Here is a 24,747-nt window from a genome sequence, read left to right as displayed (position 1 = left end):
GTTAATCATTACTTAACAAAAACGTTTAAATGCATATATTTTGCAATTTAAATATTTATTAGAATAAAGCGCTCTACATTATAGTTCAGATAAAAGACTTTACCTAACTTACACATACATCGATTGTCAGCATTGTAATTGCTATCACTACTATTTCAGAAACAACGTTTCCAATATATTTGGCTTTAAAAATTTAAATGCTGAAGTTAATGGGTGCATTATATTGGTTAATTTTAAATCAACAAGTAGCTAAGCATATTTATTTCTTATAATTATTAATAAATAACAGCTTTTAACTAAAGATCTGGATGAATAAGTAGCATCAATTCGTTCGTATCCGTTCAATTTACGAACAGCGACAAATAACAATAATTGATGCTGTTATTATGTACCACAAAATGTTTGGTAATTAGTGTCCATATCGACAGGCGGTGAGTACCAAAATGCAGGGCTTGCCAACAATTGGTAAGGCGACCTCAAGGCCGTTAAATATTCATCTAACATGCTGCTTTCACCAGTACTTTCATACTGCTGTATTATGCTTTCAACGATATGATTACGCGGGATCAAGCGTGGGTTGGCTTGGCGCATCAGCTGATAGCTTTGCGTATTTGTTCTGGCTAACCACTTAATAGACCAACCAGCCAAGTCACTCGGAATAGCAGTCTGACCTTGCAGTGATTCTGTTAAGGAGTCAAAAGTATTGGTGTAATCAAGCTGATGAGTTTTCAGTAAAGTTAATAACTCGGATACTAATTCAGCATCACCATCTTGATGACCATCAAAGCCCAACTTTTTCGCCCACATCTGTGTAAAAGCTTGATGAAACTGCTCAGCAAAACCATTTATTAATGGGCTTAGTAGCTCAACAGCCTGCTCTTCGTCATCGCTAATTAAAGGAATTAAACTTTCAGCTAAACGTGCACAATTCCAATTAGCAATATTAGGTTGATTGCCAAAAGCATAGCGGCCTTGGCGATCAATAGAACTAAATACAGTATCAAAATCAAACTGATTCATCATTGCACAAGGGCCATAATCGATGGTCTCACCACTGACGAGCGTATTATCAGTATTCATTACTCCATGAATAAAACCAACGCGCATCCAGCTAACAATCAGGCTAACTTGCTTTTCAATCACCGCAGTTAAAAATGCCAAATAACGCGCAGAGCCCGTAGAATTTATCTCAGGATAATGACGCTCAATAGCTAAATCAGCTAAATTTTTTAAACCAGCAACATCACCTTGCGCAGCTAAATACTGAAACGAACCGACACGTATATGACTACTAGCAACGCGGGTAACAATGGCTCCTTGTTGTGGTGGTTGACGGTAAACTGTTTCACCACTGGCAACAACTGCCAAACAACGTGTCGTCGGTATGCCAAGCCCGTGCATTGCCTCACTCATTATATATTCACGTACCGCAGGACCGATTGCGCAACGGCCATCACCTCCACGTGAAAATGGCGTAGCACCAGAACCTTTGAGTTGAATGTCCCAAAGCTGTTGCTGCTGATCAGTGACAGCCCCTAATAAATGTGCTCGCCCATCACCTAAACGCGGTGAAAAATGTCCAAATTGATGCCCTGAGTAACCTAATGCCACAGCAGCAACATCGCTGTTATTAAGATTACCAGAAAAAATTACCGCACGTTCTGATGTGGCAACCTCAATATTAAGCTGCCTAGCTAACGTATCGTTCCACAGCAGTAAGTTTGGAGCAATAACAGCACTTGGCTGATCAGCCACAGCAAAATCATCAGCAATCTGGGTGTAACGAGCAACTAATTTCATAGTATTCCTTAGGCTTGGGTTGTTTGTATGCCAACGCGATTATCGCCCACGCTGTATGCAACTAACAAACTGAGCTCTTGAAGGCTTAATCCGCTTTGTTGCTGCAATTCATTAAAAAAATGTTGAGCGCTGGTAAGTGACTTTTTAGTTTGTAAACCGCCATCAATTATCTTATGAGCACGGAGATAACTTTCTACATCACGCGAGAATAAAAAAGTGTCTTTCCCTAAGGTTCGCAATGCATAAGGGCCGGTGTTACCACCTAAACGCGCCCCATGCTTTTTTAAATACCCCCACAAACCAATAATATCGTCGCTCGGCCAATCTGCAATAAACTGACTAAAACTGCCATGTTCACTTGCCACTTCATGGATCATATACGCATTTTCTGGGATCGTTTGCACTTTTTTAAAGTTACGAACGATTCGCTCATCGGTGGCTTTTTGCTCAAGCATATCTGGCGGCATCATTAATAATTTAGCCACACTAAAATCCCAAAATACTTCCCGAAAACCTGGCCATTTATTGTTGATCACTGACCAATAAAAACCACTTTGAAAAATTTTGCGGGTAAACTCTTCAAGCCATGCATCATCAGGTAAAGCAGTTAATTGCTTTGCATTTTGAGGGGCAACAAGTAAGTGCTGTAACATTACTTCGCTACCTTTTCGCTGTGCCGCTCGTTGATATATATCTTGAAATTTTTCCATTACTCACTACCACTGCTTGTTATTACGCTTACTGTAACGCTATTTACGTTGTAAAAAAATGTCAGGAGCACATTGCAGCTAAAAATAAACTTAAAAATATCCAGCCTTGACACCTAGACGGCTAAAATGCTTTAATCTTCCGTATTACCCCTATTAAAGGTGTGAGTTTTAAACGATAAAACTTGCACCATGGGCTAGAAGAGGTGCGTTATTCAGGTAACGTATGTGAGGAGCACACACTCCAGTGATCATACGTGAGGGGAATTAACGCCGAGAAGTAACACTTTTTGTGAAGTTTTACTTCGGGCGACTGGGTTGAATCCCAGCGACTGTCACCAATAACAGCTTGGCTGTTAAAATATTTGGTGGAGAGCTTCTGGTCTTAGCGTAATAAGGCCATAGCGCCCTATTATATTAAGCCCATTCGCTCTTCGAATTATTAGTTCGAACGACGTTAATGTGGCTCCAATCATAAAAGCTTATTAACTCCTCGAATCACTTATAAGTTCGTGAGAGATGATCAATAACTTCAATTTAAATGACTACCCTTTGTGGACGGCACTCGTCACGCCATTTACTGACGCTGGTGAAGTCGACTATGCCACTCTTGATCAGTTAGTTGCACAGCAGCAAGTGGCTAACAATGGTATTTTATTACTTGGTAGCACCGGCGAAGGCCTCGCACTAACACTCAAAGAGCAACAAGCGATTGTTGAACATGTGTGCCAATTAACGCCAACAGTACCACTGATGGTTGCAGTAGGCGGTATAAACCTAAAGCAACAAATTGCCTGGGTTGAATACTGTAATCAGTTACCCATTCATAGCTATTTACTGGGCACTCCCCTATACGCTAAGCCCGGCGTGGTAGGCCAAACACATTGGTTTGAAAGCTTACTTAATACCAGTAAACATCCTTGCATGCTTTATAACGTACCAGGACGCAGTGCTGTTGATATTCCATCGGCCGTAATTAGCAACTTGAAAGACCATAAAAACTTGTGGGCACTCAAAGAAGCCAGTGGCGACATTGCTAAATTTGAAGGTTTTAGAAAAGTCGCACCTAATTTAGCTATTTTTAGCGGTGACGATGCACTGATGCCTTACTTTGCCCAGGCTGGCGCAAAAGGTTTAGTCTCTGTGGCTGCTAATGCATGGCCTGTGCAAACCCATGAGTTTGTAAAACGAAGTCTCAGCGGTCAACACCCCAATTTATTTGCCGACTGGTCACAAGCCATTCAAAGCTTGTTTGCTGTCGCAAACCCTATCCCCGTCAAAGTATTGATGCATTTACAAGGGCGAATTAACAGCCCGTACTTACGTCCACCTTTGACGCATCTTGAGTTAACGCAAACTGATTGTATTAACAACGCAAACAACACCATTTTATCTTGGCATTAAATACAGGTTTTTATAATGAGCTGGTTAGAACTACTAAATAATTTAGAATCGGGCGCAGTGCGCGCAGCAACACAAGACGACAACGGCCAATGGCATGCTAACGTTGCAGTAAAACAAGGTATTTTAGAAGCGTTTAAAAATGGCACTAATACCGAATTTCCAGGTGGCTTTGTTGATAAACACAATTTAGCACCACAAGGTTTTGCAGCCGATGCTGGAGTGCGTATAGTACCTGGTGGCTCAAGCGTTCGCCGTGGCGCACACGTTGCTAAGGGCACGATTATTATGCCACCAGCATATGTAAACATTGGTGCGTTTATCGATGAAGGCACTATGGTTGATAGCCACGCGTTAGTGGGGTCGTGTGCGCAAGTAGGTAAAAATGTACATTTAAGCGCTGCAGTACAACTAGGCGGTGTACTTGAACCTATTGGTGCAAGCCCGGTGGTGGTAGAAGACGATGCATTCATCGGTGCAGGTTGCGTGATTGTTGAAGGCGTAGTAGTGAAAAAAGGCGCGGTGCTCGCACCAGGTGTACGCTTATCAGCAACTATTCCAGTTTATGACTGTGTTAATGAGCGCCAGCTGGCTAAAGGCGAGCCTATTCCTGAATACGCGATTGTTATTCCAGGCTCTCGTCCAGCTTCTAATACTTGGGCCCGCGAGCAAGGATTAAGTATGTCGTGTGCATTAATTGTAAAATACCGTGATGAACAAAGTGATGCATCATTGCTGCTTGAAGAGGTTTTACGTTAATGAGCTTTTTGAGCACGCCAGTTAAAACCGCCATTGATGAGCTATCAACTACGCTTGATACACCATTTTTTATTTACGACCTTGATACATTAAACGCACACTTAACGCGATTAGTGGCGCAAACTGAGGTAAAACTGTGGTATGCCGTAAAAGCTAATCCATTATCTAAAGTCATTCAAAGCTTAGATAACGTGGGTTTTAACTTTGATGTAGCAAGTAAAGGCGAACTTGAGCAAGTTCTGGCACAAGGTATTAACAGCGAGCGCGTGCTCAATACAGGGCCTGCCAAAAGCCCAAAACAAATTAAACACTTTATTGCGCGCGGCGTACGTACCTTTGTTGCCGAAAGCCTTAATCAAGTACGCTGGCTTAACGAGCAAGCAAGCTTACAAAACTGTCAGTTACAGGTATTACTGCGAGTGCAATTACGCTGGCCTGAAGGGGAAAAAAACCCACTTGGTGGCGATAGCCTTACTCCATTTGGTTTAGGTTGCGATGAATGGCAAGCGCTAAATACTAGCGACTACCCAGCGCTTAGCTTTGATGGCCTGCATATTTTTCAATGGGGCAACATGCTCAGCAGCGACAAGCTAGCTGAACTTTGGTCACAAATGATTGCACCGCTAACAAAGCTTGCCAACGACTTAGGTATTCACTTAAAAGTACTCGACTTAGGCGGTGGTTTAGGTATTCCTTACACTCTTGATGCACCAACCTTAAGTTGGGATGCGCTCATTGATGCATTAGCTGACATTAAGAATGCCGCAGGCGTACAAGAACTCTGGATGGAGCTTGGCCGTTATGCTGTGGGCGAATGCGGTCATTACGCAACACCTGTCGTTGAGCGAAAACTTAACTATGCCCAACAACAAGTGATCTTAAGCGGCGGTATTAATCATTTATTGCGCCCTGCAGTCACCAGCCAAGATTTCCCGGCACGATTATTACGAGACTCAACTGCTGCATACCAAACTATGAGCTTATATGGGCCATTATGTACAGCACTTGATTGCTTAGGTGAACACCAATTACCTAGTGATTTAAATGAGCAAGACTGGCTGGTGTTTAGCCAATGTGGCGCGTACGGCTTTACCGAAAGTATGCCGTATTTTTTATGTCATGAGCTAGCCGCTGAATACACATTACAAAATGGCGAGCTTAACTGTATTCGCACAGCTGAAGATGCCAGCTACTACTTAAGGTAATTGAGATGAGTACGACTAAAGCTATAAGCCAAGAAAACATAGTAGTTGGTGAAGTTGCCAACGGCCTACCGCTCACAATTCCTGTCTATCGTTTAAAAGGCGATGGCACTGGGCCAAGTGTGTATGTGCAAGCTAATATGCACGGTGCAGAAGTACAAGGCAATGCGGTTATTTACCAATTACTTGAGCAGCTTAAGCATCTTGAACTCAAAGGCGATATCACCCTGGTGCCTTACGCGAACCCAATTGGTTGCAATCAAAAATCGGGCGAATTCACCCTTGGTCGTTTTGATCCAATCACCGGCACCAACTGGAACCGCATGTATCACTGCAATAGTAAGCTCGCGAGCCAATTTACTGAGCAATATAGTGATGCCGATGAGCAAACCTTAAAAAGTGAGTTTAAAGCCGCACTGATTGATGAAGTAGACCAACAACTAAGCGGTCCAGCTTATCGCCTAACTACAGGCAAACGCATTGCACTTAACTTGCAAAAGTTGGCACACCAAGCTGATATCGTGCTCGACTTACACACAGGCCCCATTTCGAGTCAGCATTTATATTGCCCAGATTATGCCAAGGCCAGTGCCAACTACTTTAATATTCCTCATGTATTAATCATCCCTAATGATTTTGCAGGAGCAATGGATGAAGCAAGTTTTTGCCCATGGTGGCAATTAACCGAGGCATTAGCTCAACAAGGGCGTGAATTTAATGTTCAAGTTGAAGCTTTTACGGTCGAACTCGGCAGCCAAGAAAAAATCGATTTAACTGCGGCCCTTGATGATGCTAATAGTATTTTAAGTTACCTAAATCATAAGCAGGTATTCGTTGATGCCCCCTATCAGCCAAAAGTAATGAAGCGCTACGGCTGTGATTTAAATGATTACCTTGCTTACTATGCACCTATGGGCGGCATGGTTGAGTATATAGCGCCACTTGGCGGCCATATCAAAGCTGGCGAGCCGATTGCTAGAGTATTGCGAATGGAGCGCTACCTCGCAGAGCAACCATTACAAACCCTAACACTTGATTGTGACGCCATCGCGATTTTGCATTTTGCTTCAGCAAGCGTAAACCAAGGCACCGAACTATATAAATTCTTTACTAACGTATTTGAGCTTTAATTTTTATATCAAGCTCAACCCTTCTCATTGCGTGAGAGCACGACTATCCAATTGGAAAAAGTGCATTGAACAAGCGGCTTCGGCCGCTTTTTCTTTGTATTTATGGGCAAAAAGCGCCACAATCAACTAAGTTCAGTAACAATTCACTGATATTCAGTTAAAGTCTGCACTGAATAAAATATAATGAAAATCTATTTTCAGCTATTTTCTTGCACTGAAAATCACTCCATTATCATTTACTAATAACATACAACAGCTACTCTCTATTTGGCTTTATCAAAGGAAGAATAATGACTTGGCGCTACGGGTTCCTACTGACGACACTGCTTTCATGCACCGCATTTGCACAATCAGAACAAGCTGAAAAAACAAATGAACAAGACAATGATCTTGAGCTAGTAAAGCAATGTATTTTAAATGAAGCCATTGGCGGCAAAGCCGAAATGACACTAGCGCAATTACGTGAAAAATGTAGTTCTCTCGATGAAAGTAAGCAGATCACCGTACTAGATAAACGCAAAGCCCGTGAACAGGTCAGTGAAAAAAACCGAAATGTGATCACTCCACATAAACGTAATTATATATTACCGCTGTCGTATGTATCCAACCCAAATGCCAGACCTTTTGACAATCTTAATGACCTATCAGAAAACAACGAAGGCGAAACACTTGATAACTTAGAAATAAAATATCAGTTATCAATCAAAGTACCGTTATACAATGATTTTGCAGATAAAGACCAAGCTGTTTACTTTGGTTTTACACTGCAATCATTTTGGCAGTTTTATAACGACGATATTTCATCACCATTTCGTGAAACTAATTACGAACCCGAGATCTTTTGGGTTAATTATCTAGACCCCGAGCATGTTCTTTGGGGAGATGAAATGGCGATTGCGGTTGGTTTCGTGCATCAATCGAATGGCCGTAGCCAGCCTCACTCTCGTTCTTGGAATCGTATTTATGCCAATTTCGTTTGGGAAAATGATGGCTTTGTATTTAGTTTTAAACCTTGGTACCGCATCCCAGAAGATAGAAAAGAAGATCCTATGCAGGCTAAAGGCGACGATAACCCAGATATCTATAAATACATGGGTTACTTTGAATTTTCTGGCGCGTATAGACTAGATGATCATGAATTTAGCTTTATGACCCGCAATAATTTAAATTCAGATAACCGCGGTGCAATTCAACTGGATTGGTCATTTCCGTTATGGGGCCGACTACGAGGCTATGCCCAATACTTTAACGGTTACGGTGAAAGCTTAATAGATTATAACGCAGATATAGAACGTATTGGTGTGGGTATATTGTTAACTGATTTACTATAAAAGTTAAGGCCAAGCAATTGCTTGGCCTTATTTTTTGTTTGCTCTGAATTCTAACTACTTAATAATTTTAAATGTACCTTCAAACTCAGCAACCAGTAACTCACCATCGTAGATTTCCACTGGCACTACATAGCTCGCTTTGCCTTCTGACTCTAACTCGGCTAATTTACCTTTACAACCGCTTAAATCAACGCTGCCACGAGGGTCGTTATTAAGCGGTTTTAAATATTTAATATTAGCATCGGCTAACACTATATTACCTTCAAACCCGGCTTCTTTGAGTGCTAAATAAGTTGCGCCCCAGCCGGTTAACGTCGCTAAACTATAAATAGAGCCAGCAAACATAGTGTTATGCAAGTTTAAGTTCGCATTTAGATCTGCACTGGTGGTAAATTGCCAATCAGTGTAACTTTCAACTTTAATGCCCATAGCATCGCTGATCGGAATAGATTCGCGCCATGTATTTTGCAGAATTTGGGTCCAATTAGGATGACGGAACCAGCCTGGCTCAGACGGTTTTTGTTTCACCATTTTCCAGTGTTGTACATCATCGTAAGCTAAGTGAGCCTTTTCTTTTAATTCATAACCATGGCGCTTATAAAATTCTAATGCCCGTTCACGAGCGAATAAAACTAACTCATCGGCGTCTTGAGTCCAGGCTATTTTCTCAAGCTCATGCAATAAACGACTACCGATGTGTTGATTACGGTTACCTTGTGCAACCGCCATATAACGGACTTGCGCTTGTTGTTGATTATTAAAATGCAGTCGTGCAACACCTAACACTGCCCCCTCTTTATTTTTAATAAAGCGATGCTCAGCATCTTGCTCTAAATCATCCTGCTCAGAACCACGCGGTTCATTCCAAGGTGCGCGCAATACTTGCCAACGTAATTGATAATACGCTTGCCAATCTTCGCTACTTTGTGGTGTTGTCACCTGAAACATAATCACTCCTGTTGCTACCAAGGCCGCAAACGCTTGTTAATTCAAGATGCGTTTATCTAACTAAAAATGCGGTCAGTTATTATTTGCAAACTACCATACTCCATCTGATAAAAACTTGGAATACGACTTTGGTGAGCAACGCAAAATAACTGCTTTACCTGTAAAACTTGATAGACATATTGGCACTTTAGATTGACTCGTCTATGCTGATGTAACTATGGAACATTTTTTTGAAGACAACGGGGCAGTAAAGCACAGCTTTATCGAAGATTGTCACCGTATCGGGCAACTACTCTATTGGCACAAATATGGCGCCGATTGCATTCAGGTACGCCAACATAAGCAGTTACGTTGGTTATTGATCAACGAAACACTACAGTCAGTGGTCGAGAAAAGCAGCCCAAGCCATTTGCTGTTTCCACATTTACAATATTTAGCGCAATTATGGCAACCACTCTCAGCGCCAAACGCCGTACTTGAACTGGGCTTAGGTGGCGGTGCTATCCGCAATTACTTACAACACACCTACCCTGATAGTCAGCTACTCTCTGTAGAGAAAAATCCGAATATCATTCATTGCTATAAGCGTTTTTTTGGTGGTGAGCATGCATCGAATTTACGCTGTTTTGATGCTGAAGCTGTATTAGAGCATGGCCCACAATACGATTGGATCATTCTTGACCTATTTAGCCAATTAGATGCGCCGTTATTTTTATACAAACACCGCTTTTACGAAAAACTGCGCTGTGCTTTAACTAAAAATGGCTATTTGTTTATTAATTTTTTATCTCAGCATGATTCACAATTAAAGCAGTTAGAACATTTACTGATCACCACTTTTGGTAAAATACCTAGCATCGAAAAAATTCCAGGTTATGCCAACAACATCGTGGTGATCAGAAAATAACTGCTAGCCTTAACTACACTGTTAAATTAAATGTCACCGGCCCATCATTACATAAACTTACTTGCATATCCGCAGCAAATTGTCCTGTTGCTACGCTTAAACCCATAACTCGAGCTTGGCTAACAAAGTATTCGTATAGCTCATTAGCCTGTGCAGGTGTGGCTGCTGATGAAAAGCTTGGGCGCATGCCTTTTTTAGTATCTGCCGCCAGAGTAAATTGCGATACCACCAATAACTCACCTTGAATATCTTGCAGGCTTAAATTCATTTTGTCGTTTTCATCGCTAAATACGCGGTAATTACTAACTTTATGTAGCAGCTTATCAGTGCTTTGTTGATCATCATGCTTTTCAACCCCAAGCAACAATAAAAGCCCCTGCTCAATTTGACCAATTACCTGACCATCCACTTCAACTTTTGCGTGTTTTACGCGCTGAATTAATCCTTGCATCTATTCCTCGATAATTTGATACACATAAGATCGGCTGCACGCCGCACTGCCGCTAAATATACATTACTATCAACACCATGCCCAACACCATCTAAAATAAGTAACTGTGCGTTGAGTTGCTCAGCTAAATGCTGTACGGCATTAAAACGACACACTAAATCATGCCTGCCATGAATAAACCAAGTAGGAATTTTACTAATTTTTTTATAGTGTTCACCAATGAAGTTATCAGTAATAAAACACTGAGCAGTAAAGTAATGGACCATTAAACGCGCCATATTAAGCCCCAACTGTGGTGAACTTAACCCCCATTGATGTTGCTGTTTACCATGGCTTAATACGTTTTCCCATTGGCACCATAATTTAGCAAAGTGATTTGCATTAATTTGATTATCATCATTTAATTGCCGCCGATAAAACGCAAAAATGCTGGCAACATCAGGTAACTCCTGAGAAAAACGCGCATATAATTCAGGATAAAAATGTGCAGCAGCACCATGACGACTATATAGCCACTTAAAATCGGCTGAAGTAGCCAAAAACGTGCCTCGTAAAATTAACCCATGTACATGTTGAGTGTGTTCAATGGCATACAGCAAACACAGAGTTGCTCCCCACGAACCACCGCTTAACACCCACTTTTCTAGTCCTAAGTAAGTGCGTAAATAATCAAGGTCAGCGACCAGTTCTGAGGTTGTATTAGCGCTTGTTAAATGAGGAGTTGATTGCCCGCAGCCGCGTTGGCTATATAAAATAATACGATAACGGGTAGGATCAAAGAAACGGCAATTATCAGCATGCAAACCCACGCCGGGCCCGCCATGGCAAATTACCACCGGCAGGCCAGCTGGATCACCGTACTCTTGTACATGAATTTGGTGCCCACTTCCCACACTCAGATGAAAATCATGGTATGGGGTAATATTTGGATATAACTGCATAATGCCGACTCTCCTATCAGCGATGCAGTGAATTACTTATTAGCATCGCCCTCATCAAGGATAATATCAGATGTACTTTCGATATTTTTAGGGCCAATACATACTGTAAACTCTGCACCGAGTAACACAACCACCCACGACAAATACACCCACACAAATAAAATTGGAATAGTTGCCACCGCACCATAAATCACTTCGTATGAAGGAAAGTGACTGATATAAAGCGCAAAACCTTTTTTAGTTAATTCAAACAACAAGGCTGCAAATAAAGCACCTGGTACTGCAGCTTTAAAAGATACGCGAGTATTAGGCACTAAAGTATAGAGCATAATAAAGCCAGCCATAGAAATTAAATAAGGCAGTAATTTTAATAAAAAGCCACTAAAGCCCGGAATCCCCTGATCGGCAAATGATACTAACGACACAATATATGAAGTAACCCCAATACTTGCGCCTAATAACAATGGCCCTAAACTCAACACCATCCAATATACCGCGAAAGAAATCATCATTGGTCGCTTGGTTTTAATCCGCCAAATTCGATTCAGCGTCGCATCAACATTACGGATCAGTAGCAATGCTATCGCTGCAAGAAAACCAATACCTACAGCAGTCATTTGATTCGCATTACCTGCAAAAGACGTTATATGCTCTTTAATTACATCTGATGAGGTAGGCACAAAGTTAGTAAATAAAAAGTTTTCAATAGCAATACGGGTATCTTCAAAGCCAGGAAAAGCCGAGAAAATAGCCACGCCAACTGCAATTAAAGGAACCAATGAAAGTAAGGTTACATAGGCTAAATAACCAGCATTTACAGTAATTTGGTCGTCAATGCAGCGATTAATATACTGCATCCACCACGTTGGCTGCTGACGTATAAGTACCCTCAACTGCTGTTTATAATGTGCGACCTTTTCATTCATAAAGTTAACTTTCTGCTAAAATAGTTTTGATTATCATAGCAATCCACCACATAATTTACAGCACTAACGGATTTAAAAAGGGATCTCGATGAAAAAACTGACTTTACTCAGCGCACCAATATTGGCCTTATCATTGGCTTTATCTGGCTGCCAATCTGCATATTACTCGGCTATGGAATCAGTTGGTGTGCATAAGCGTGACATTTTAGTGGACCGCGTAGAAGCAACTAAAGAGTCTCAAGAAGAGTCTCAAGAGGAATTCCAATCTGCACTTGAACGTTTAACAACATTGATTAACTTTGATGGTGGAGATGTACAAGCAGCCTATGACCAACTCAATGATGACTACGAATCTAGCCTTGCGGCTGCTAATGACGTTACAAATAACATCAACAAAGTTGAAGATGTAGCTGAAGCATTGTTTGAAGAATGGAGCGATGAATTAGAACAATATTCTAACGCTTCACTTAAACGTGAAAGTAATAAAAAGCTCACCGCAACCAAACGTGACTTTGATAAACTGTTACGCTCTATGCGTAATGCTGAAAGCAAGATGGAGCCGGTACTGTCATCACTGCATGACAATGTTTTATACTTGAAGCATAACCTTAATGCACAAGCTGTATCAGCCATTCAAGGTGAATTCACTAATCTTAAGCGCGATATAAAAGTGTTAATGGATGACATGAACAAGTCGATTGCTGATTCAAATAAATTTATTGAGCAAATGAGTAAAGCAGGCTAAATCAGCCTGTGAGTTTGCCTGTCACTTATCAAGAGCGCTAGTTTGCTAGTCGCAGAGTAATCAAAGCCTACATTTATGTAGGCTTTTTTGTTGTTATATCTTGTTACTTTTTAAGTGTTATTTCATCTGCTATTTTTGCTACACTTTTACCTAATTAAAATTATAAAAACATTAAACAATGAAAATACGTGCAGCTAGTTTAATTATCGCATCAAGTTTATTAGCTGCGTGTAGCACTGCCAATAATGTGCAAAGAATTGCAGGCGCTGATACTGTTGTGCCACTTCATCAAGAGGGTGAGCAGGCTGGGCGCTACCACAACCTCTATCCAGGGAAAAAAAACTATCCGATTAGCTGCGAAAGCGATTGTTACCCAAGTAATGCTAACTTGGTATGTGAAACTCCGGGTGAAAACTGCTTCTATCAAGGCGCGCAACTAGCACCACAACTAAATACCGGCTACACAGTACGCTGGCTCGGTCACGCCGGGTTTATGATCAACACTCCTAACGGCCAGCAAGTTGTATTTGACCCAGTAAAAGAGCAATTTGACTCCCCTGTTGATTTAGCTTTTCGGCTGGCATCTGGGTTTTATCGTAAACCTGGCGATTGGCTTAGCGAAAGCGAACTTAACAATCTAGACGCAGTAATTTATTCTCATATCCATTACGATCACTTCAATAAAGCAGACATTGAAAGCATAGGTAATAAACCTCGCTACTTAACACCACTTGGTATGGCAGATAACTTTCCTACCGGTGGTTTTAATATTAGCGAAATGGCGTGGTATGCAAAAACTAAAATTGATGATTTAACCATTCATGCGCTACCTGCGCATCATTTTAGCAGTCGTGTGTTAGTGCCCTTTATTTACGAAGATAACGATAAAGATTTATGGAATGGCTGGTTACTTGAGCAAAATGGCAGCACTTTATTTTTTGCAGGCGACACAGGCTATTCAAAACACTTTAACGATATACAGAAAAAATATGGCGCTATCGATGTGTGCTTAATGCCAATCGCCTCGTACTACCATGAAGAAAACGGTAACTGGTATCGTTATGTACATACTACTCCTGAGGATGCCTTAACAGCCGCACAGGAGCTTAACTGTAAAGTTATGATACCTTGGGGCTATGGCAACTCAAGTTGGAAGATGGGCGATCACAGCAGCCATTCTGCATTGCTGCGCTTATTGCATATGTATGATGAAATGAAGTCACAAATCCCGCTGTATATTTTAAATGAAGGGCAAAGTGTCGCACTATAAAACGACACTTGGATACTGATACGATTGCTCTTCAGTCTTGCATTCATCATCACCGAGGGAGCGATTTATTGGCCCAAGTAACATACTAAAAAAACCATTAATTATATTCGCTGTTTGGTGTGTCTCTGAGCTATCAAGCGAGTGGTTCTGCACTTGCCGTTGCTGACTTTGTGCACTACCAACAACAAAGTCACAACCCGAGCTCATTACTTGCGACGAAGTACAGCCAGATAACAACATAGCCACAATCAACAACAATACGTTAGCCACAATTATTCCTTTTATATTAATTCTAGTAGTGCCATTACTTTACCTGTTAACTGAGCGAGAAAATGTAAAAAACTGTATTCACTTACGATCCATTACTATCACTAATTTTATACCTGAACATTCTGTCTGTTGTTTTCAATTTTTGTTTCAGTCACTATTGAACCACAAACAAAATAAGAAACTTTGAGAATTAGATGAAAACAGCCGCGCTTACCTTAGGCCTATTAATGAGCAACGCCGCTATGGCTATCGATGTAGAGCATACAGCAACACCAATTACTATTGACGGTGTATCTGAAAGCGCATGGGACCAAGCAAAATGGCAGCCTATGCCTTTTCTTATGGATGGCACCTTGCCTGACTCAGATAAAGACTTTAAAGGCCGCTACAAGTTACTTTGGGATGAAAACTACCTGTATTTACAAGCCGATATTGTGGATGATGTACTAATTGATACCCATCCAGATCCTACCGATAAGTACTGGGACGATGATGCCTTAGAAGTGTTTATTGATAGCGACGCATCTGGCGGTAACCATCAGTTCAATCATACTGCGTTTGCCTATCACATTGGTCTTGATAACCAAGCTGCCGATTTCGGAGCTGATAAAAAACCCCATTTATACACAGATCATTTAATCAGCCACTGGCAACGAAACAGTACCGCCCCATATAACATCACATGGGAAGTAGCCATTAAGCTCTACCCGAATGATTTCCAAGAAGGTGTGCCAAACACCCCGCTTAAGTTAACGGCAAAGCAAGTAATCGGCTTTATGCTCGCCTACTGCGATAACGACGGCAGTAAAATTCGTGAGCACTTTATGGGTTCGCATGAAGTACAACCCGTAAATGGCAGCCGCAACCTAGGCTATATCGACGCCAGCGTATTTGGAAAGGTTACGTTATTACCGAAAAAGTGATAGGAGTTGGCGAGTCAACTAGAGTAAAGTTAGCAAGTTAAGCAAGGTTGGGTTGAGCGCAGCGAAACCCAACGAAAAAATACCCCGCTAACAAAAACAGGGGCTTTGCATTATCAGCTACTTTAAAAGCCCTTCCTCTTTTACTGCTCATTTTCTTCTCCTTGTGCAAAAAAATCTTTAAGTCAGTTATTCACAAAGAGGATAAGAGGCGCTGCACTTTTAGAGGAAAGAGGTTATGTTGCATGGTTTATAAAATCTAGCGGTTTTTACCTAATAGCTATACAAACACCAATCTAGCCAACTACGCTGTTCTAATCTGACCGCTTATAGCTTACAGCTCTTCCCCTCACAAACTTTACTCTCGCTAACTTTACTCTCGCTAACTAATACCACAAAAAAGCCGCTGTATTTTGCAATACAGCGGCTTTTAAAATCAGCTTAATTTATAAGGTGATTATCCTTTAGGCGCACGACCAGCACGTTTACGTTCGTTTTCTGTAAGATGACGCTTACGGATACGAATGTTTAGTGGTGTTACTTCAACTAGCTCGTCATCATCGATGAACTCAAGCGCTTGCTCAAGTGAGTAGTTTAGGTGCGGAGAAAGCGTTTGCGCTTCATCAGTACCAGATGCACGTACGTTAGTTAACTGCTTGCCTTTAAGGGCGTTAACTGTAAGGTCGTTATCACGGTTATGAATACCGATAACCATACCTTCGTATACTTCAACACCGTGACCGATGAATAAGCGACCACGTTCTTGTAAGTTGAATAATGCGTTAGTAAGTGCTTTACCTGTTGCATTTGCAATCATTACACCGTTCTTACGAACACCGATCTCGCCACCTTTGTGCGGACCGTAATGGTCGAAAGTATGGTACATAAGACCAGAACCTGATGTAAGCGTCATGAAATCAGTTTGGAAACCGATTAAACCACGACTTGGGATCATAAAGTCTAAACGCATACGACCTTTGCCATCTGGCGTCATATTTGTTAGTTCGCCTTTACGAAGACCAATTTGCTCCATTACAGAACCTTGGTGCTCATCTTGACAGTCAATTGTTACTGTTTCAAACGGTTCTTCTAGAACGCCATCAACAGTACGTAAGATTACTTCTGGACGAGAAACAGCTAGCTCGTAACCTTCACGACGCATGTTTTCGATTAAGATACCTAGGTGTAATTCACCACGACCAGATACACGGAAGCTATCTGGGCTAGCAGTATCTTCAACGCGAAGTGCTACGTTGTGTACTAATTCTTTGTCTAAACGCTCACGGATATTACGTGACGTTACAAACTTACCTTCTTTACCACAGAAAGGTGAGTTATTTACAGAGAATGTCATTGTTACAGTTGGCTCATCAACACTTAGTGGTGGTAATGCTTCAACGTTGCCAGGGAAACAAACTGTATCAGAAATCTTAAGCTCACCAATACCTGTTACTGTTACGATGTTACCAGCGTAAGCTTTATCAGTTTCGATACGCTCAAGGCCTAGGTAGCTTTGTACTGCGCCAATTTTACCATTACGTTTAGTACCATCGGCACTGATAATAGTAACTTGTTGGTTAGGAGCAACAGAACCACGTTTGATACGACCGATACCGACTACACCAACATATGAGTTGTAATCAAGTTGCGAAATCTGCATTTGGAAGTCACCTTCAGGATCTGCATCCGGTGGTGATACTTCGTCAACGATCATCTTGAACATAGGTTCCATGTTGTCTGATGGCTCGTCTAAATCTAATGTTGCCCAGCCGTTAATTGCTGATGCATAGATTACTTTAAAGTCTAACTGTTCGTCAGTTGCGCCTAGGTTGTCGAATAAATCAAAGATTTGATCCATAACCCAATCAGGACGTGCACCTGGTTTATCAATTTTATTGATAACAACGATTGGCTTTAAGCCTTGCGCGAATGCTTTTTGCGTAACGAAACGCGTTTGTGGCATTGGACCTTCTTGAGCATCAACAAGTAGTAATACTGAGTCAGCCATCGAAAGTACGCGTTCAACTTCACCGCCAAAGTCGGCGTGTCCAGGGGTGTCTACGATATTGATATGGTAGTCATTCCATGAAATGGCTGTGTTTTTAGCCAAAATGGTAATACCACGTTCTTTCTCAATGTCGTTTGAGTCCATCACGCGCTCTTCGTTACCGCCGCGTGTTTCTAATGTACCTGATTGCTCAAGTAGTTTGTCAACCAATGTTGTTTTACCGTGGTCAACGTGCGCGATAATCGCTATATTTCTTAACTTTTCGATGCTCATATTTTTACTCAGAGAAATTAAATTCTCATTGATCCTGCAAGATCTACGCACTCATCTGCGTTTTCACGAGATGTCCCAGCATAGGATTTAAAAGGGCGCATATTATCCCTTATTAATGACATGGATGAAAGTTTATCCAATATATATTTCAAAACTTTCTTTATACTTGCAATAAGTATCTGTTTTATATATGACATTTTAATTAATTTAATTTTTCAATTTGTCACTATTTTGCTCATTCCTAGCTATTATTGTCATAATTTGGCAGTATTTGGTGAGTAAGTTAGCTTTATGTTGGTGTTTATAATCTATACAATTTAGCGCCAAAGAGAAGTGACCACACTGACGCACCAAAATGATCACAAGCCGATCCAATATGGTGCAAAACATATAACAGCTGGATGTATAACTTATTTTTTAACCTTAAAAAACAATGCACTATAAAAATGGCATAAAAGCCGCTTACTATAAAAGCAAAAGCAATTATGCAGCAAAATAAAACCCAACAGTTGGAGGACACATGTCACAATCGGTTTTAGATTTTATTAAAGAAAATGACGTTAAGTTCGTTGATTTACGCTTTACTGATACCAAAGGTAAAGAGCAACATGTTTCTATTCCTCATCACCAAGTAGATGAAGATTTTTTTGAAGACGGCAAAATGTTTGACGGTTCTTCAATTGCTGGTTGGAAAGGCATTAATGAATCAGACATGGTATTACTACCTGTTGCTGAGTCTGCTAAATTAGACCCTTTCACAGAAGAAGCTACTTTAATTTTACGTTGTGATGTTGTTGAACCTGGCACATTACAAGGTTATGAGCGTGATCCCCGTTCAGTTGCTAAGCGCGCTGAAGAGTACATGCGTTCGACTGGTATTGCTGATACCGTGCTATTTGGTCCTGAGCCAGAGTTCTTCGTATTTGATGACATCAAATACAAAACTGATATGTCAGGTTCAATGTACAAAATTGATTCTAAGCAAGCAGCTTGGAACTCAGATAAAAGCTACGAAGGCGGCAACACTGGCCATCGTCCAGGCGTGAAAGGTGGTTATTTCCCTGTTGCTCCAGTTGATGATTTCCAAGATTGGCGTTCAGCGACGTGTTTAGTTCTTGAAGAGCTAGGTCAAGTTGTAGAAGCGCATCACCACGAAGTGGCTACAGCTGGTCAAAACGAGATCGCAACTCGCTTTAACACTATGGTATTAAAAGCGGATGAAATCCAAGAAATGAAATATGTTATCCATAACATGGCTCATTTATATGGCAAAACAGCTACCTTCATGCCTAAGCCAATCGTTGGTGACAATGGTTCTGGTATGCACTGTCACCAGTCTTTAGCTAAAGACGGTGTTAACTTATTCGCAGGCGACAAGTACGGCGGTCTTTCTGAAGAAGCGCTTTACTACATCGGTGGTATTATCAAGCATGCTAAAGCAATCAATGCTTTTGCAAATGCGTCTACTAACTCGTACAAACGTTTAGTACCAGGCTTTGAAGCGCCAGTAATGCTTGCGTACTCTGCACGTAACCGTTCTGCATCAATCCGTATCCCAGTGGTTCCATCAGAAAAAGGTCGTCGTATCGAAGTACGCTTCCCAGATCCAACAGCTAACCCATACCTTGCTTTCTCTGCAATGCTTATGGCTGGCCTTGATGGTATCAAAAACAAGATCCACCCTGGCGATGCAATGGATAAAGATTTATACGACTTACCAGCAGAAGAAGCAGCAGAAATCCCAACAGTTGCAACTTCACTACAAGAAGCGCTTGCGTCTCTAGATGCTGACCGTGAGTTCTTAAATCAAGGTGGTGTATTCACTAACGATTTAATCGATGCTTACATTGCGCTTAAGTCTAAAGAAGTTGAAAAGCTTAACATGACGACTCACCCTGTTGAGTTCGAAATGTACTACAGCTGTTAATTAGGCTGTAGAAAAATTATCTTATAGATAATATATGTGTGTTCTCAAGGCCCGTTCTGCGGGCTTTTTTTATGGCTAATTTTCCCATTCTCCACTAAAGTTTAATTAGTGCAAAAAATGCAAGGTGACAAGGTGAAAAAGACGCTTTTATTACTAGTAACTCTGATTTTAATCAGCTTTTATGGCTATTCTGGCGATAAAAAAATTTATTCTTGGAAAGATAAAAATGGCGTATCAGTATTTTCAGATACTCCTAAACCAGGTGCGCAAGAAATCAAGCTCACCAATCAAAGTTTGTCGATGCCGACTGTTGATACAAGCATTTTAGATGAACAGCAACCAGCGGCTGTGAAAAGCTATAAAGCGGTTATTTCTTCCCCTGCCGATCAAGGCACTGTTCGTGAAAATACCGGTTCAGTGTATGTAACTAGCCGTATAACACCACGCTTTGAGAATGGTTTTAAAATTCAACTACTAGTTGATGGCGCACCGTACGCAGAACCTAGCAATATCAGTACTTTTGCTCTGCGCGAGGTAAACCGTGGCGAACACACATTGCAACTGAAGCTATTTGACCCACAAGGCTCTGTTGTCTCTGTTAGTCCAGTGAGCACATTTTATATGCATAGAGCATCGTCTTTATAAAAACCATGTATTTCTATCAAAGACCATAATTTACTTAAAATATTTGTGCTAAGCTGCTAATAATCATCAACGCACTAAAATGGTGCAACCATGCCCGATAATAAAAATTTTAACCCTGAGTTACTAACTAGCATTTGGCAAAACCTGTCAACGGCAGTGATCTTACTTGATCAACAATTCACCCTTATTTACGCTAATAATAGCGCCAGTGAACTGTTAGGATTAGGCCCTAAACGTATTCTCAATCAACCGTTTGACAGTCTTTTTAATTACCATTCCATTGACCTTAAACGCATTGCACAATACTCTTTGGTAGATGGTGTAGATTGCCACCAGCACAGAGCTGACGTGGTTTTTGTTGATTCTCGTCATGCCAAACTGGCAATTAGTTCGCGTCGCGTGAAGTTACAAAATGAGTATTTTATTTTATTCGAGTGTCGCCAAACTGATGATGAAATTCGCCACGATCAAGCTTCTAATCAAATGCATCAATATCAAGCAGCACGTAACCTAATTAGAGGGCTTGCTCATGAAATCAAAAATCCTTTAGGCGGAATTCGCGGAGCGGCGCAATTATTGCAGTATGAGGTTGATCAGCAAGAACGGGATGAATGTGCAGAATTAATTATTGAACAAGCCGATCGCTTACGAGAGCTTGTTGACAGGCTACTGGGCCCGAATCAATTACCACAAAAGTCATACGGTAATATTCATCAAACCTTAGAGTCTGTAATTAAACTAAGTACATTAGATAATTGCGCCAATATTAGCTTGGAAAAAGATTACGACCCAAGTATACCTGATGTCTATATTGACCAAGGTAAAATTCAGCAAGTAGTACTTAACATCGTTCGAAATGCACAACAAGCGTTAGTCGGTGGTGGCGTGATAAAAATTAAAACACGTATTAATCACCAGCAACGTCGCCCCGGAAAAGCCCCTAAAAAGGCACTGCTGATCCAAATTTCAGATGACGGACCAGGTATCGATTCCAGCATCAAAGAGACATTATTTTACCCGATGATCACCAACAAAGAAGGTGGTTCTGGCTTAGGTCTCTCGATTGCACAAACCTTGATCGATCAACACAACGGCTATATAGAATGCGATAGCTGGCCAGGTCATACAGAGTTTAATATATATCTGCCTTTTGCGGATTAATCGGTTTTTGGAGTTTGCATGAAAACAGTTTGGCTGGTTGATGATGATGCATCTATTCGCTTTGTACTTGAAAAAGCACTAACTCGCGCAGGATTTAATGCTGAAAGTTTTTCTAATGCACAAGACGTGCTGTCAGCATTAAAGTTTAGCCAACCTACGGTACTGGTGTCTGATGTACGTATGCCTGGTATGGATGGTATGGCATTATTAGAACTGATCGCTGAACAAAACCCAGGCTTGCCAGTGATCATCATGACTGCGCATTCAGATTTAGATTCAGCGGTAAATGCGTTTCAAAAAGGTGCTTTTGAATACCTAGCCAAACCATTTGATTTAAATGAAGCAGTTGCGTTAGTAGAAAGCGCGTGTCGCGCTAACTCAACTAAAAAAGTAAAACGTAAACCCGCACCACCTAAAAGTGCCCATATCATTGGCGAAGCGCCAGCCATGCAGGAAGTATTTCGGGCAATAGGTAAGCTGTCAGCATCAAGTATGAGCGTACTTATCAATGGTGAATCTGGTACCGGTAAAGAATTGGTAGCCAGTGCTTTACATAACCACAGCCCACGCAAAGAAAACCAGTTTATTGCCTTAAACATGGCAGCTATTCCAAAAGAGTTGGTTGAATCAGAGCTATTTGGCCATGAAAAAGGCGCTTTTACTGGTGCTGATAGCGTACGTAAAGGTCGCTTTGAGCAAGCCAATGGCGGTACGCTATTCTTAGATGAGATTGGTGATATGCCGCTGGATGTACAAACCCGTTTGCTGCGTGTTTTAGCTGATGGTGAGTTTTACCGTGTTGGTGGCCATCAAAGTATTAAAGTTGATGTCCGGATCATTGCCGCGACTCACCAAAACCTTGAAGACTTAGTAAAACAAGGCAAATTCAGAGACGATTTATTTCATCGCTTAAATGTTGTGCGCCTGCGCCTACCTGCACTGCGTGAACGTACCGAAGACATTGAACGCTTAGCACAGCATTTTTTACATAAAAGCGCCAAAGACTTACAAGTCGAAAGCAAAATTCTCAGCTCAAAAGCCACCGACTTACTACGCTTGTTCAACTGGCCTGGCAATGTTCGTCAACTAGAGAACACCTGCCGCTGGCTTACGGTTATGGCTCCCGGCGAGCTTGTGAGTGAGCAAGACTTACCTCCAGAGATCTTAGCAATTGACGAGACTCAACAAGAGGGTGATTGGCTTGATGCCTTTCAACAATGGCTTAATCTAGAGCTTAAGCAAGGTAAAGAAAACATCTGGCCTAATGTACAAGCGCAATTAGAAACCCGCCTAATTAAAACCGCATTGGCAAACTGTGCAGGACATAAACAAGAAGCCGCAGTAAAAATAGGCTGGGGCCGCAATACATTGACCCGTAAATTAAAAGAGCGCAATATCAACTAACTTCCCTGCTCAAACGAAGGAAAATAAGTTGAAGTTAATCGAGCATATTCCATTAATAAAGCAGATGGAGATACTTAATAGGCTGAGTTTTTTTAGAGAGTTCAGCCTCAATGAGCGCCAAGTATTACTGGAGTCATTCAGTCACTTATACTTGATCAATAAAGATCGCTTTGTGTTTAAGCAGTTTGATAACGACAAACAACTGTATATCGTGCTCAGCGGCGCTATTGTGGTATTTAAACATAGTCATTTGATGGATTTAGGCACCATTGAACCCGGCGAATTTATTGGTGAAGGTGCGTTTATAAATAACCGCGAGCACAGCACCAGTGCTCGTGCTAAAAGCGATACCATAGTACTGGCGATTACCAGCGAAGCACTAATACGTTTACCAAATGTGATCCGCGAAAAAATTAAAGACCGCATTATCGAAGGGATGAGTAGACGTATTACTAAATTAAGCGATTACCTCGAGTCACGCGGCTAATCCATATACACAACCTGTAGCGAACAGTTTAACCATTGCGGACTCTCAACATGCGCAGTATAACGAAATGTATCTGAGGGTTTTTCACCAAAAGGCGTTGCAACCAAAGGGGTTGAATGCGTGTATGACTGCGAAATATTTCTATAATTGATGACTAAATAATTTTCATAACGCTGCCAAACTAACTGAGCGCGGGCACCATTTAGTAAAGTAAACTCAACCAAGTTATCAAAAAATCTGACTTTAAGGTTATTGTAGCGGTCTTCAACGCAACCAGTAGTACGCAGCTGTTGCGGCACGTCAAAACCTTGCTCTATTTGCTCACCACGTAAGTAAAAGCCAATATTGCCATCGCTATAATGATGATTAGCCACCGACACATAATTAAGCTGCGGCTGATAACCCATCGCTTGCATAATATTGGCAAGTTGCTCTGTTTCAGGAGTCAGTATTTTATCTTCTGAGGTTAATAATGTCGCAGCACTAAACTCTTTGGGTACTGGCAGTTCAGTAAATTGAAAAGGCAAGGTCTGCTGTTGTAGTTGCTCTGTCAGTTGTTGTTTTTGCAAAACAGTTAAACCCTCCGTATAGACATACACTGTAGGGTGCTGACAGGCTGTTAGAAATAACAACATGCCAATTAAAATGCCATATTTCATAGTCACCTCGAATAGATTACAACTGTAGTCTATTCGAGGTGACTATTTATAGCAAGTTAATTCACTTGGCTATTGAGCCAAGCATCCACGCTTTTACGGGTATATAAAACATCCTTAAACAAGCGGTGTCGTTGAAACTCAAGTAGTTTTTCTTTGCTATTTTCACCACAACTTAATTGGCTGTGATTGTCGTTAAAACGTGAAATAAGCGAAAAGCCTCGCTCTGGTTGTTGCGATGCTTTCTTTACAACCTGATTAAGCCGCGCACGCACATCATCTGCGGTCATAAAGTCAGAACCCTCTAAACCCATTAGCTCTTTTTTCATGGCTAGTCTTACGCCCATGTTAAATCTCCAGTACTGCGGCATTTGTAATAAAATGACCAACTAAATATCGAATTCGATTCGAACAGCAAATTGTAGGCCAGCTTTTCACGCGGATACTACGCTTGAATTACTACCGTTTTTTTAAAGAC

General features: G+C 41.2%; 24 protein-coding genes and 1 riboswitch. Of the genes, 14 read left to right on the top strand and 10 right to left on the bottom strand.

The annotated features are described in order from the left end of the window. Positions 1-384: 384 nt before the first annotated feature. Both H5183_RS18010 and H5183_RS18005 read right to left on the bottom strand, forming a co-directional pair. Positions 385-1,800, bottom strand: a complete 1,416-nt coding sequence (locus H5183_RS18010; protein WP_182732358.1) for a YdiU family protein — start codon at positions 1,798-1,800, stop codon at positions 385-387. 8 nt (positions 1,801-1,808) lie between these two features. Next, positions 1,809-2,510: a DNA-3-methyladenine glycosylase I gene (locus tag H5183_RS18005; RefSeq protein ID WP_182732357.1), complete on the bottom strand. Its 702-nt coding sequence runs from the start codon at positions 2,508-2,510 to the stop codon at positions 1,809-1,811. 190 nt (positions 2,511-2,700) lie between these two features. After that, a riboswitch (Lysine riboswitch) is annotated at positions 2,701-2,894 on the top strand. Between the two features lie 132 nt (positions 2,895-3,026). On the opposite strand from H5183_RS18005, the gene dapA reads away from it, so the two are divergent. The 5 genes from dapA to H5183_RS17980 all read left to right on the top strand — a co-directional run bounded on the left by dapA (position 3,027) and on the right by H5183_RS17980 (position 8,330). Continuing rightward, positions 3,027-3,911, top strand: a complete 885-nt coding sequence (gene dapA / locus H5183_RS18000) for a 4-hydroxy-tetrahydrodipicolinate synthase (RefSeq protein WP_145237988.1) — start codon at positions 3,027-3,029, stop codon at positions 3,909-3,911. Positions 3,912-3,926: 15 nt separating this feature from the next. After that, complete coding sequence (locus H5183_RS17995; protein ID WP_182732356.1) at positions 3,927-4,667, top strand: 2,3,4,5-tetrahydropyridine-2,6-dicarboxylate N-succinyltransferase; 741 nt, start codon at positions 3,927-3,929, stop codon at positions 4,665-4,667. After that, positions 4,667-5,872: a PLP-dependent decarboxylase gene (locus tag H5183_RS17990; RefSeq protein ID WP_182732355.1), complete on the top strand. Its 1,206-nt coding sequence runs from the start codon at positions 4,667-4,669 to the stop codon at positions 5,870-5,872. The genes H5183_RS17995 and H5183_RS17990 overlap by 1 nt, the downstream gene beginning before the upstream one ends. A 5-nt stretch (positions 5,873-5,877) precedes the next feature. Continuing rightward, the gene (locus H5183_RS17985) at positions 5,878-6,999 is read left to right on the top strand and encodes a succinylglutamate desuccinylase/aspartoacylase family protein (protein ID WP_182732354.1); all 1,122 of its coding nucleotides are present in this window, start codon (positions 5,878-5,880) and stop codon (positions 6,997-6,999) included. Positions 7,000-7,289: 290 nt separating this feature from the next. Next, positions 7,290-8,330: a phospholipase A gene (locus H5183_RS17980; protein ID WP_182732353.1), complete on the top strand. Its 1,041-nt coding sequence runs from the start codon at positions 7,290-7,292 to the stop codon at positions 8,328-8,330. Positions 8,331-8,384: 54 nt separating this feature from the next. On the opposite strand, the gene H5183_RS17975 is transcribed toward H5183_RS17980, so the two are convergent. Continuing rightward, the gene (locus H5183_RS17975; protein WP_182732352.1) at positions 8,385-9,278 is read right to left on the bottom strand and encodes a bifunctional GNAT family N-acetyltransferase/hotdog fold thioesterase; all 894 of its coding nucleotides are present in this window, start codon (positions 9,276-9,278) and stop codon (positions 8,385-8,387) included. Positions 9,279-9,495: 217 nt separating this feature from the next. Here H5183_RS17975 and H5183_RS17970 point away from each other — a divergent pair, with 217 nt between their 5' ends. Next, the gene (locus H5183_RS17970) at positions 9,496-10,185 is read left to right on the top strand and encodes a spermidine synthase (protein ID WP_182732351.1); all 690 of its coding nucleotides are present in this window, start codon (positions 9,496-9,498) and stop codon (positions 10,183-10,185) included. A 13-nt stretch (positions 10,186-10,198) separates the two neighbouring features. On the opposite strand, the gene dtd is transcribed toward H5183_RS17970, so the two are convergent. The 3 genes from dtd to H5183_RS17955 are packed head-to-tail and all read right to left on the bottom strand — an operon-like array spanning position 10,199 to position 12,503. Next, a complete protein-coding gene (dtd, locus tag H5183_RS17965; protein ID WP_182732350.1) occupies positions 10,199-10,636 on the bottom strand; it encodes a D-aminoacyl-tRNA deacylase in 438 nt (145 codons plus the stop codon). Continuing rightward, positions 10,624-11,577 (bottom strand): alpha/beta fold hydrolase, encoded by a 954-nt coding sequence (locus H5183_RS17960; protein WP_182732349.1) that lies wholly within the window; start codon positions 11,575-11,577, stop codon positions 10,624-10,626. The genes dtd and H5183_RS17960 overlap by 13 nt, the downstream gene beginning before the upstream one ends. Positions 11,578-11,609: 32 nt before the next feature. Beyond that, a complete protein-coding gene (locus H5183_RS17955) occupies positions 11,610-12,503 on the bottom strand; it encodes a virulence factor BrkB family protein (RefSeq protein ID WP_182732348.1) in 894 nt (297 codons plus the stop codon). Positions 12,504-12,591: 88 nt separating this feature from the next. Between H5183_RS17955 and H5183_RS17950 the strand changes: the two genes are divergently transcribed. Together H5183_RS17950 and H5183_RS17945 are read left to right on the top strand one after the other, a co-directional pair. Further along, the gene (locus H5183_RS17950) at positions 12,592-13,248 is read left to right on the top strand and encodes a DUF2959 domain-containing protein (protein WP_145237960.1); all 657 of its coding nucleotides are present in this window, start codon (positions 12,592-12,594) and stop codon (positions 13,246-13,248) included. A gap of 178 nt (positions 13,249-13,426) precedes the next feature. Then, positions 13,427-14,518 carry an MBL fold metallo-hydrolase gene (locus H5183_RS17945; protein WP_182732347.1) on the top strand — a complete coding sequence of 364 codons (1,092 nt, stop codon included), beginning with the start codon at positions 13,427-13,429 and terminating at the stop codon, positions 14,516-14,518. Here the strand turns inward: H5183_RS17945 and H5183_RS17940 are convergent. Further along, the gene (locus H5183_RS17940; RefSeq protein WP_145237954.1) at positions 14,513-14,788 is read right to left on the bottom strand and encodes a hypothetical protein; all 276 of its coding nucleotides are present in this window, start codon (positions 14,786-14,788) and stop codon (positions 14,513-14,515) included. The genes H5183_RS17945 and H5183_RS17940 overlap by 6 nt on opposite strands. Positions 14,789-14,982: 194 nt before the next feature. On the opposite strand from H5183_RS17940, the gene H5183_RS17935 reads away from it, so the two are divergent. After that, positions 14,983-15,711, top strand: coding sequence for a CBM9 family sugar-binding protein (locus tag H5183_RS17935; protein ID WP_182732346.1), 729 nt, complete (start codon positions 14,983-14,985; stop codon positions 15,709-15,711). 454 nt (positions 15,712-16,165) lie between these two features. On the opposite strand, the gene typA is transcribed toward H5183_RS17935, so the two are convergent. Further along, a complete protein-coding gene (gene typA / locus H5183_RS17930; RefSeq protein ID WP_145237948.1) occupies positions 16,166-17,989 on the bottom strand; it encodes a translational GTPase TypA in 1,824 nt (607 codons plus the stop codon). A 520-nt stretch (positions 17,990-18,509) separates the two neighbouring features. On the opposite strand from typA, the gene glnA reads away from it, so the two are divergent. From glnA to H5183_RS17905, 5 genes are all read left to right on the top strand, one after another. Continuing rightward, complete coding sequence (gene glnA, locus H5183_RS17925) at positions 18,510-19,916, top strand: glutamate--ammonia ligase (RefSeq protein ID WP_145237945.1); 1,407 nt, start codon at positions 18,510-18,512, stop codon at positions 19,914-19,916. A gap of 132 nt (positions 19,917-20,048) precedes the next feature. Further along, positions 20,049-20,561 (top strand): DUF4124 domain-containing protein, encoded by a 513-nt coding sequence (locus H5183_RS17920; protein ID WP_246175485.1) that lies wholly within the window; start codon positions 20,049-20,051, stop codon positions 20,559-20,561. A gap of 90 nt (positions 20,562-20,651) precedes the next feature. Continuing rightward, positions 20,652-21,722, top strand: coding sequence for a nitrogen regulation protein NR(II) (glnL, locus tag H5183_RS17915; RefSeq protein ID WP_145237942.1), 1,071 nt, complete (start codon positions 20,652-20,654; stop codon positions 21,720-21,722). An 18-nt stretch (positions 21,723-21,740) separates the two neighbouring features. Next, positions 21,741-23,126 carry a nitrogen regulation protein NR(I) gene (gene ntrC / locus H5183_RS17910; protein WP_145237940.1) on the top strand — a complete coding sequence of 462 codons (1,386 nt, stop codon included), beginning with the start codon at positions 21,741-21,743 and terminating at the stop codon, positions 23,124-23,126. Positions 23,127-23,154: 28 nt separating this feature from the next. Continuing rightward, positions 23,155-23,613 carry a cyclic nucleotide-binding domain-containing protein gene (locus H5183_RS17905; RefSeq protein ID WP_182732345.1) on the top strand — a complete coding sequence of 153 codons (459 nt, stop codon included), beginning with the start codon at positions 23,155-23,157 and terminating at the stop codon, positions 23,611-23,613. Here H5183_RS17905 and H5183_RS17900 read toward each other — a convergent pair. Continuing rightward, positions 23,610-24,272 carry a hypothetical protein gene (locus H5183_RS17900; RefSeq protein WP_182732344.1) on the bottom strand — a complete coding sequence of 221 codons (663 nt, stop codon included), beginning with the start codon at positions 24,270-24,272 and terminating at the stop codon, positions 23,610-23,612. The genes H5183_RS17905 and H5183_RS17900 overlap by 4 nt on opposite strands. 56 nt (positions 24,273-24,328) lie before the next feature. Further along, positions 24,329-24,616: a hypothetical protein gene (locus tag H5183_RS17895; protein ID WP_182732343.1), complete on the bottom strand. Its 288-nt coding sequence runs from the start codon at positions 24,614-24,616 to the stop codon at positions 24,329-24,331. Positions 24,617-24,747 lie beyond the last annotated feature (131 nt).

Origin of the sequence: Pseudoalteromonas sp. SR44-8 (genome assembly GCF_014163635.1) — a bacterium.
GTDB classification, from domain to species: Bacteria; Pseudomonadota; Gammaproteobacteria; order Enterobacterales; family Alteromonadaceae; genus Pseudoalteromonas; species Pseudoalteromonas rhizosphaerae.
This window is presented reverse-complemented; position numbering and strand designations above follow the sequence as displayed.

Coding starts and splice junctions, on each gene's coding strand:
- H5183_RS17990 (WP_182732355.1), top strand. CDS start 4,667: ATGAGCTTTTTGAGCACGCCAGTTAAAACCGCCATTGATGAGCTATCA.
- H5183_RS18005 (WP_182732357.1), bottom strand. CDS start 2,510: ATGGAAAAATTTCAAGATATATATCAACGAGCGGCACAGCGAAAAGGT.
- H5183_RS17980 (WP_182732353.1), top strand. CDS start 7,290: ATGACTTGGCGCTACGGGTTCCTACTGACGACACTGCTTTCATGCACC.
- dapA (WP_145237988.1), top strand. CDS start 3,027: ATGATCAATAACTTCAATTTAAATGACTACCCTTTGTGGACGGCACTC.
- H5183_RS17945 (WP_182732347.1), top strand. CDS start 13,427: ATGAAAATACGTGCAGCTAGTTTAATTATCGCATCAAGTTTATTAGCT.
- dtd (WP_182732350.1), bottom strand. CDS start 10,636: ATGCAAGGATTAATTCAGCGCGTAAAACACGCAAAAGTTGAAGTGGAT.
- H5183_RS17960 (WP_182732349.1), bottom strand. CDS start 11,577: ATGCAGTTATATCCAAATATTACCCCATACCATGATTTTCATCTGAGT.
- H5183_RS17995 (WP_182732356.1), top strand. CDS start 3,927: ATGAGCTGGTTAGAACTACTAAATAATTTAGAATCGGGCGCAGTGCGC.
- H5183_RS17895 (WP_182732343.1), bottom strand. CDS start 24,616: ATGGGCGTAAGACTAGCCATGAAAAAAGAGCTAATGGGTTTAGAGGGT.
- H5183_RS17975 (WP_182732352.1), bottom strand. CDS start 9,278: ATGTTTCAGGTGACAACACCACAAAGTAGCGAAGATTGGCAAGCGTAT.
- H5183_RS17950 (WP_145237960.1), top strand. CDS start 12,592: ATGAAAAAACTGACTTTACTCAGCGCACCAATATTGGCCTTATCATTG.
- typA (WP_145237948.1), bottom strand. CDS start 17,989: ATGAGCATCGAAAAGTTAAGAAATATAGCGATTATCGCGCACGTTGAC.
- glnL (WP_145237942.1), top strand. CDS start 20,652: ATGCCCGATAATAAAAATTTTAACCCTGAGTTACTAACTAGCATTTGG.
- glnA (WP_145237945.1), top strand. CDS start 18,510: ATGTCACAATCGGTTTTAGATTTTATTAAAGAAAATGACGTTAAGTTC.
- H5183_RS17935 (WP_182732346.1), top strand. CDS start 14,983: ATGAAAACAGCCGCGCTTACCTTAGGCCTATTAATGAGCAACGCCGCT.
- H5183_RS17955 (WP_182732348.1), bottom strand. CDS start 12,503: ATGAATGAAAAGGTCGCACATTATAAACAGCAGTTGAGGGTACTTATA.
- H5183_RS17900 (WP_182732344.1), bottom strand. CDS start 24,272: ATGAAATATGGCATTTTAATTGGCATGTTGTTATTTCTAACAGCCTGT.
- H5183_RS17970 (WP_182732351.1), top strand. CDS start 9,496: ATGGAACATTTTTTTGAAGACAACGGGGCAGTAAAGCACAGCTTTATC.
- H5183_RS18010 (WP_182732358.1), bottom strand. CDS start 1,800: ATGAAATTAGTTGCTCGTTACACCCAGATTGCTGATGATTTTGCTGTG.
- H5183_RS17985 (WP_182732354.1), top strand. CDS start 5,878: ATGAGTACGACTAAAGCTATAAGCCAAGAAAACATAGTAGTTGGTGAA.
- ntrC (WP_145237940.1), top strand. CDS start 21,741: ATGAAAACAGTTTGGCTGGTTGATGATGATGCATCTATTCGCTTTGTA.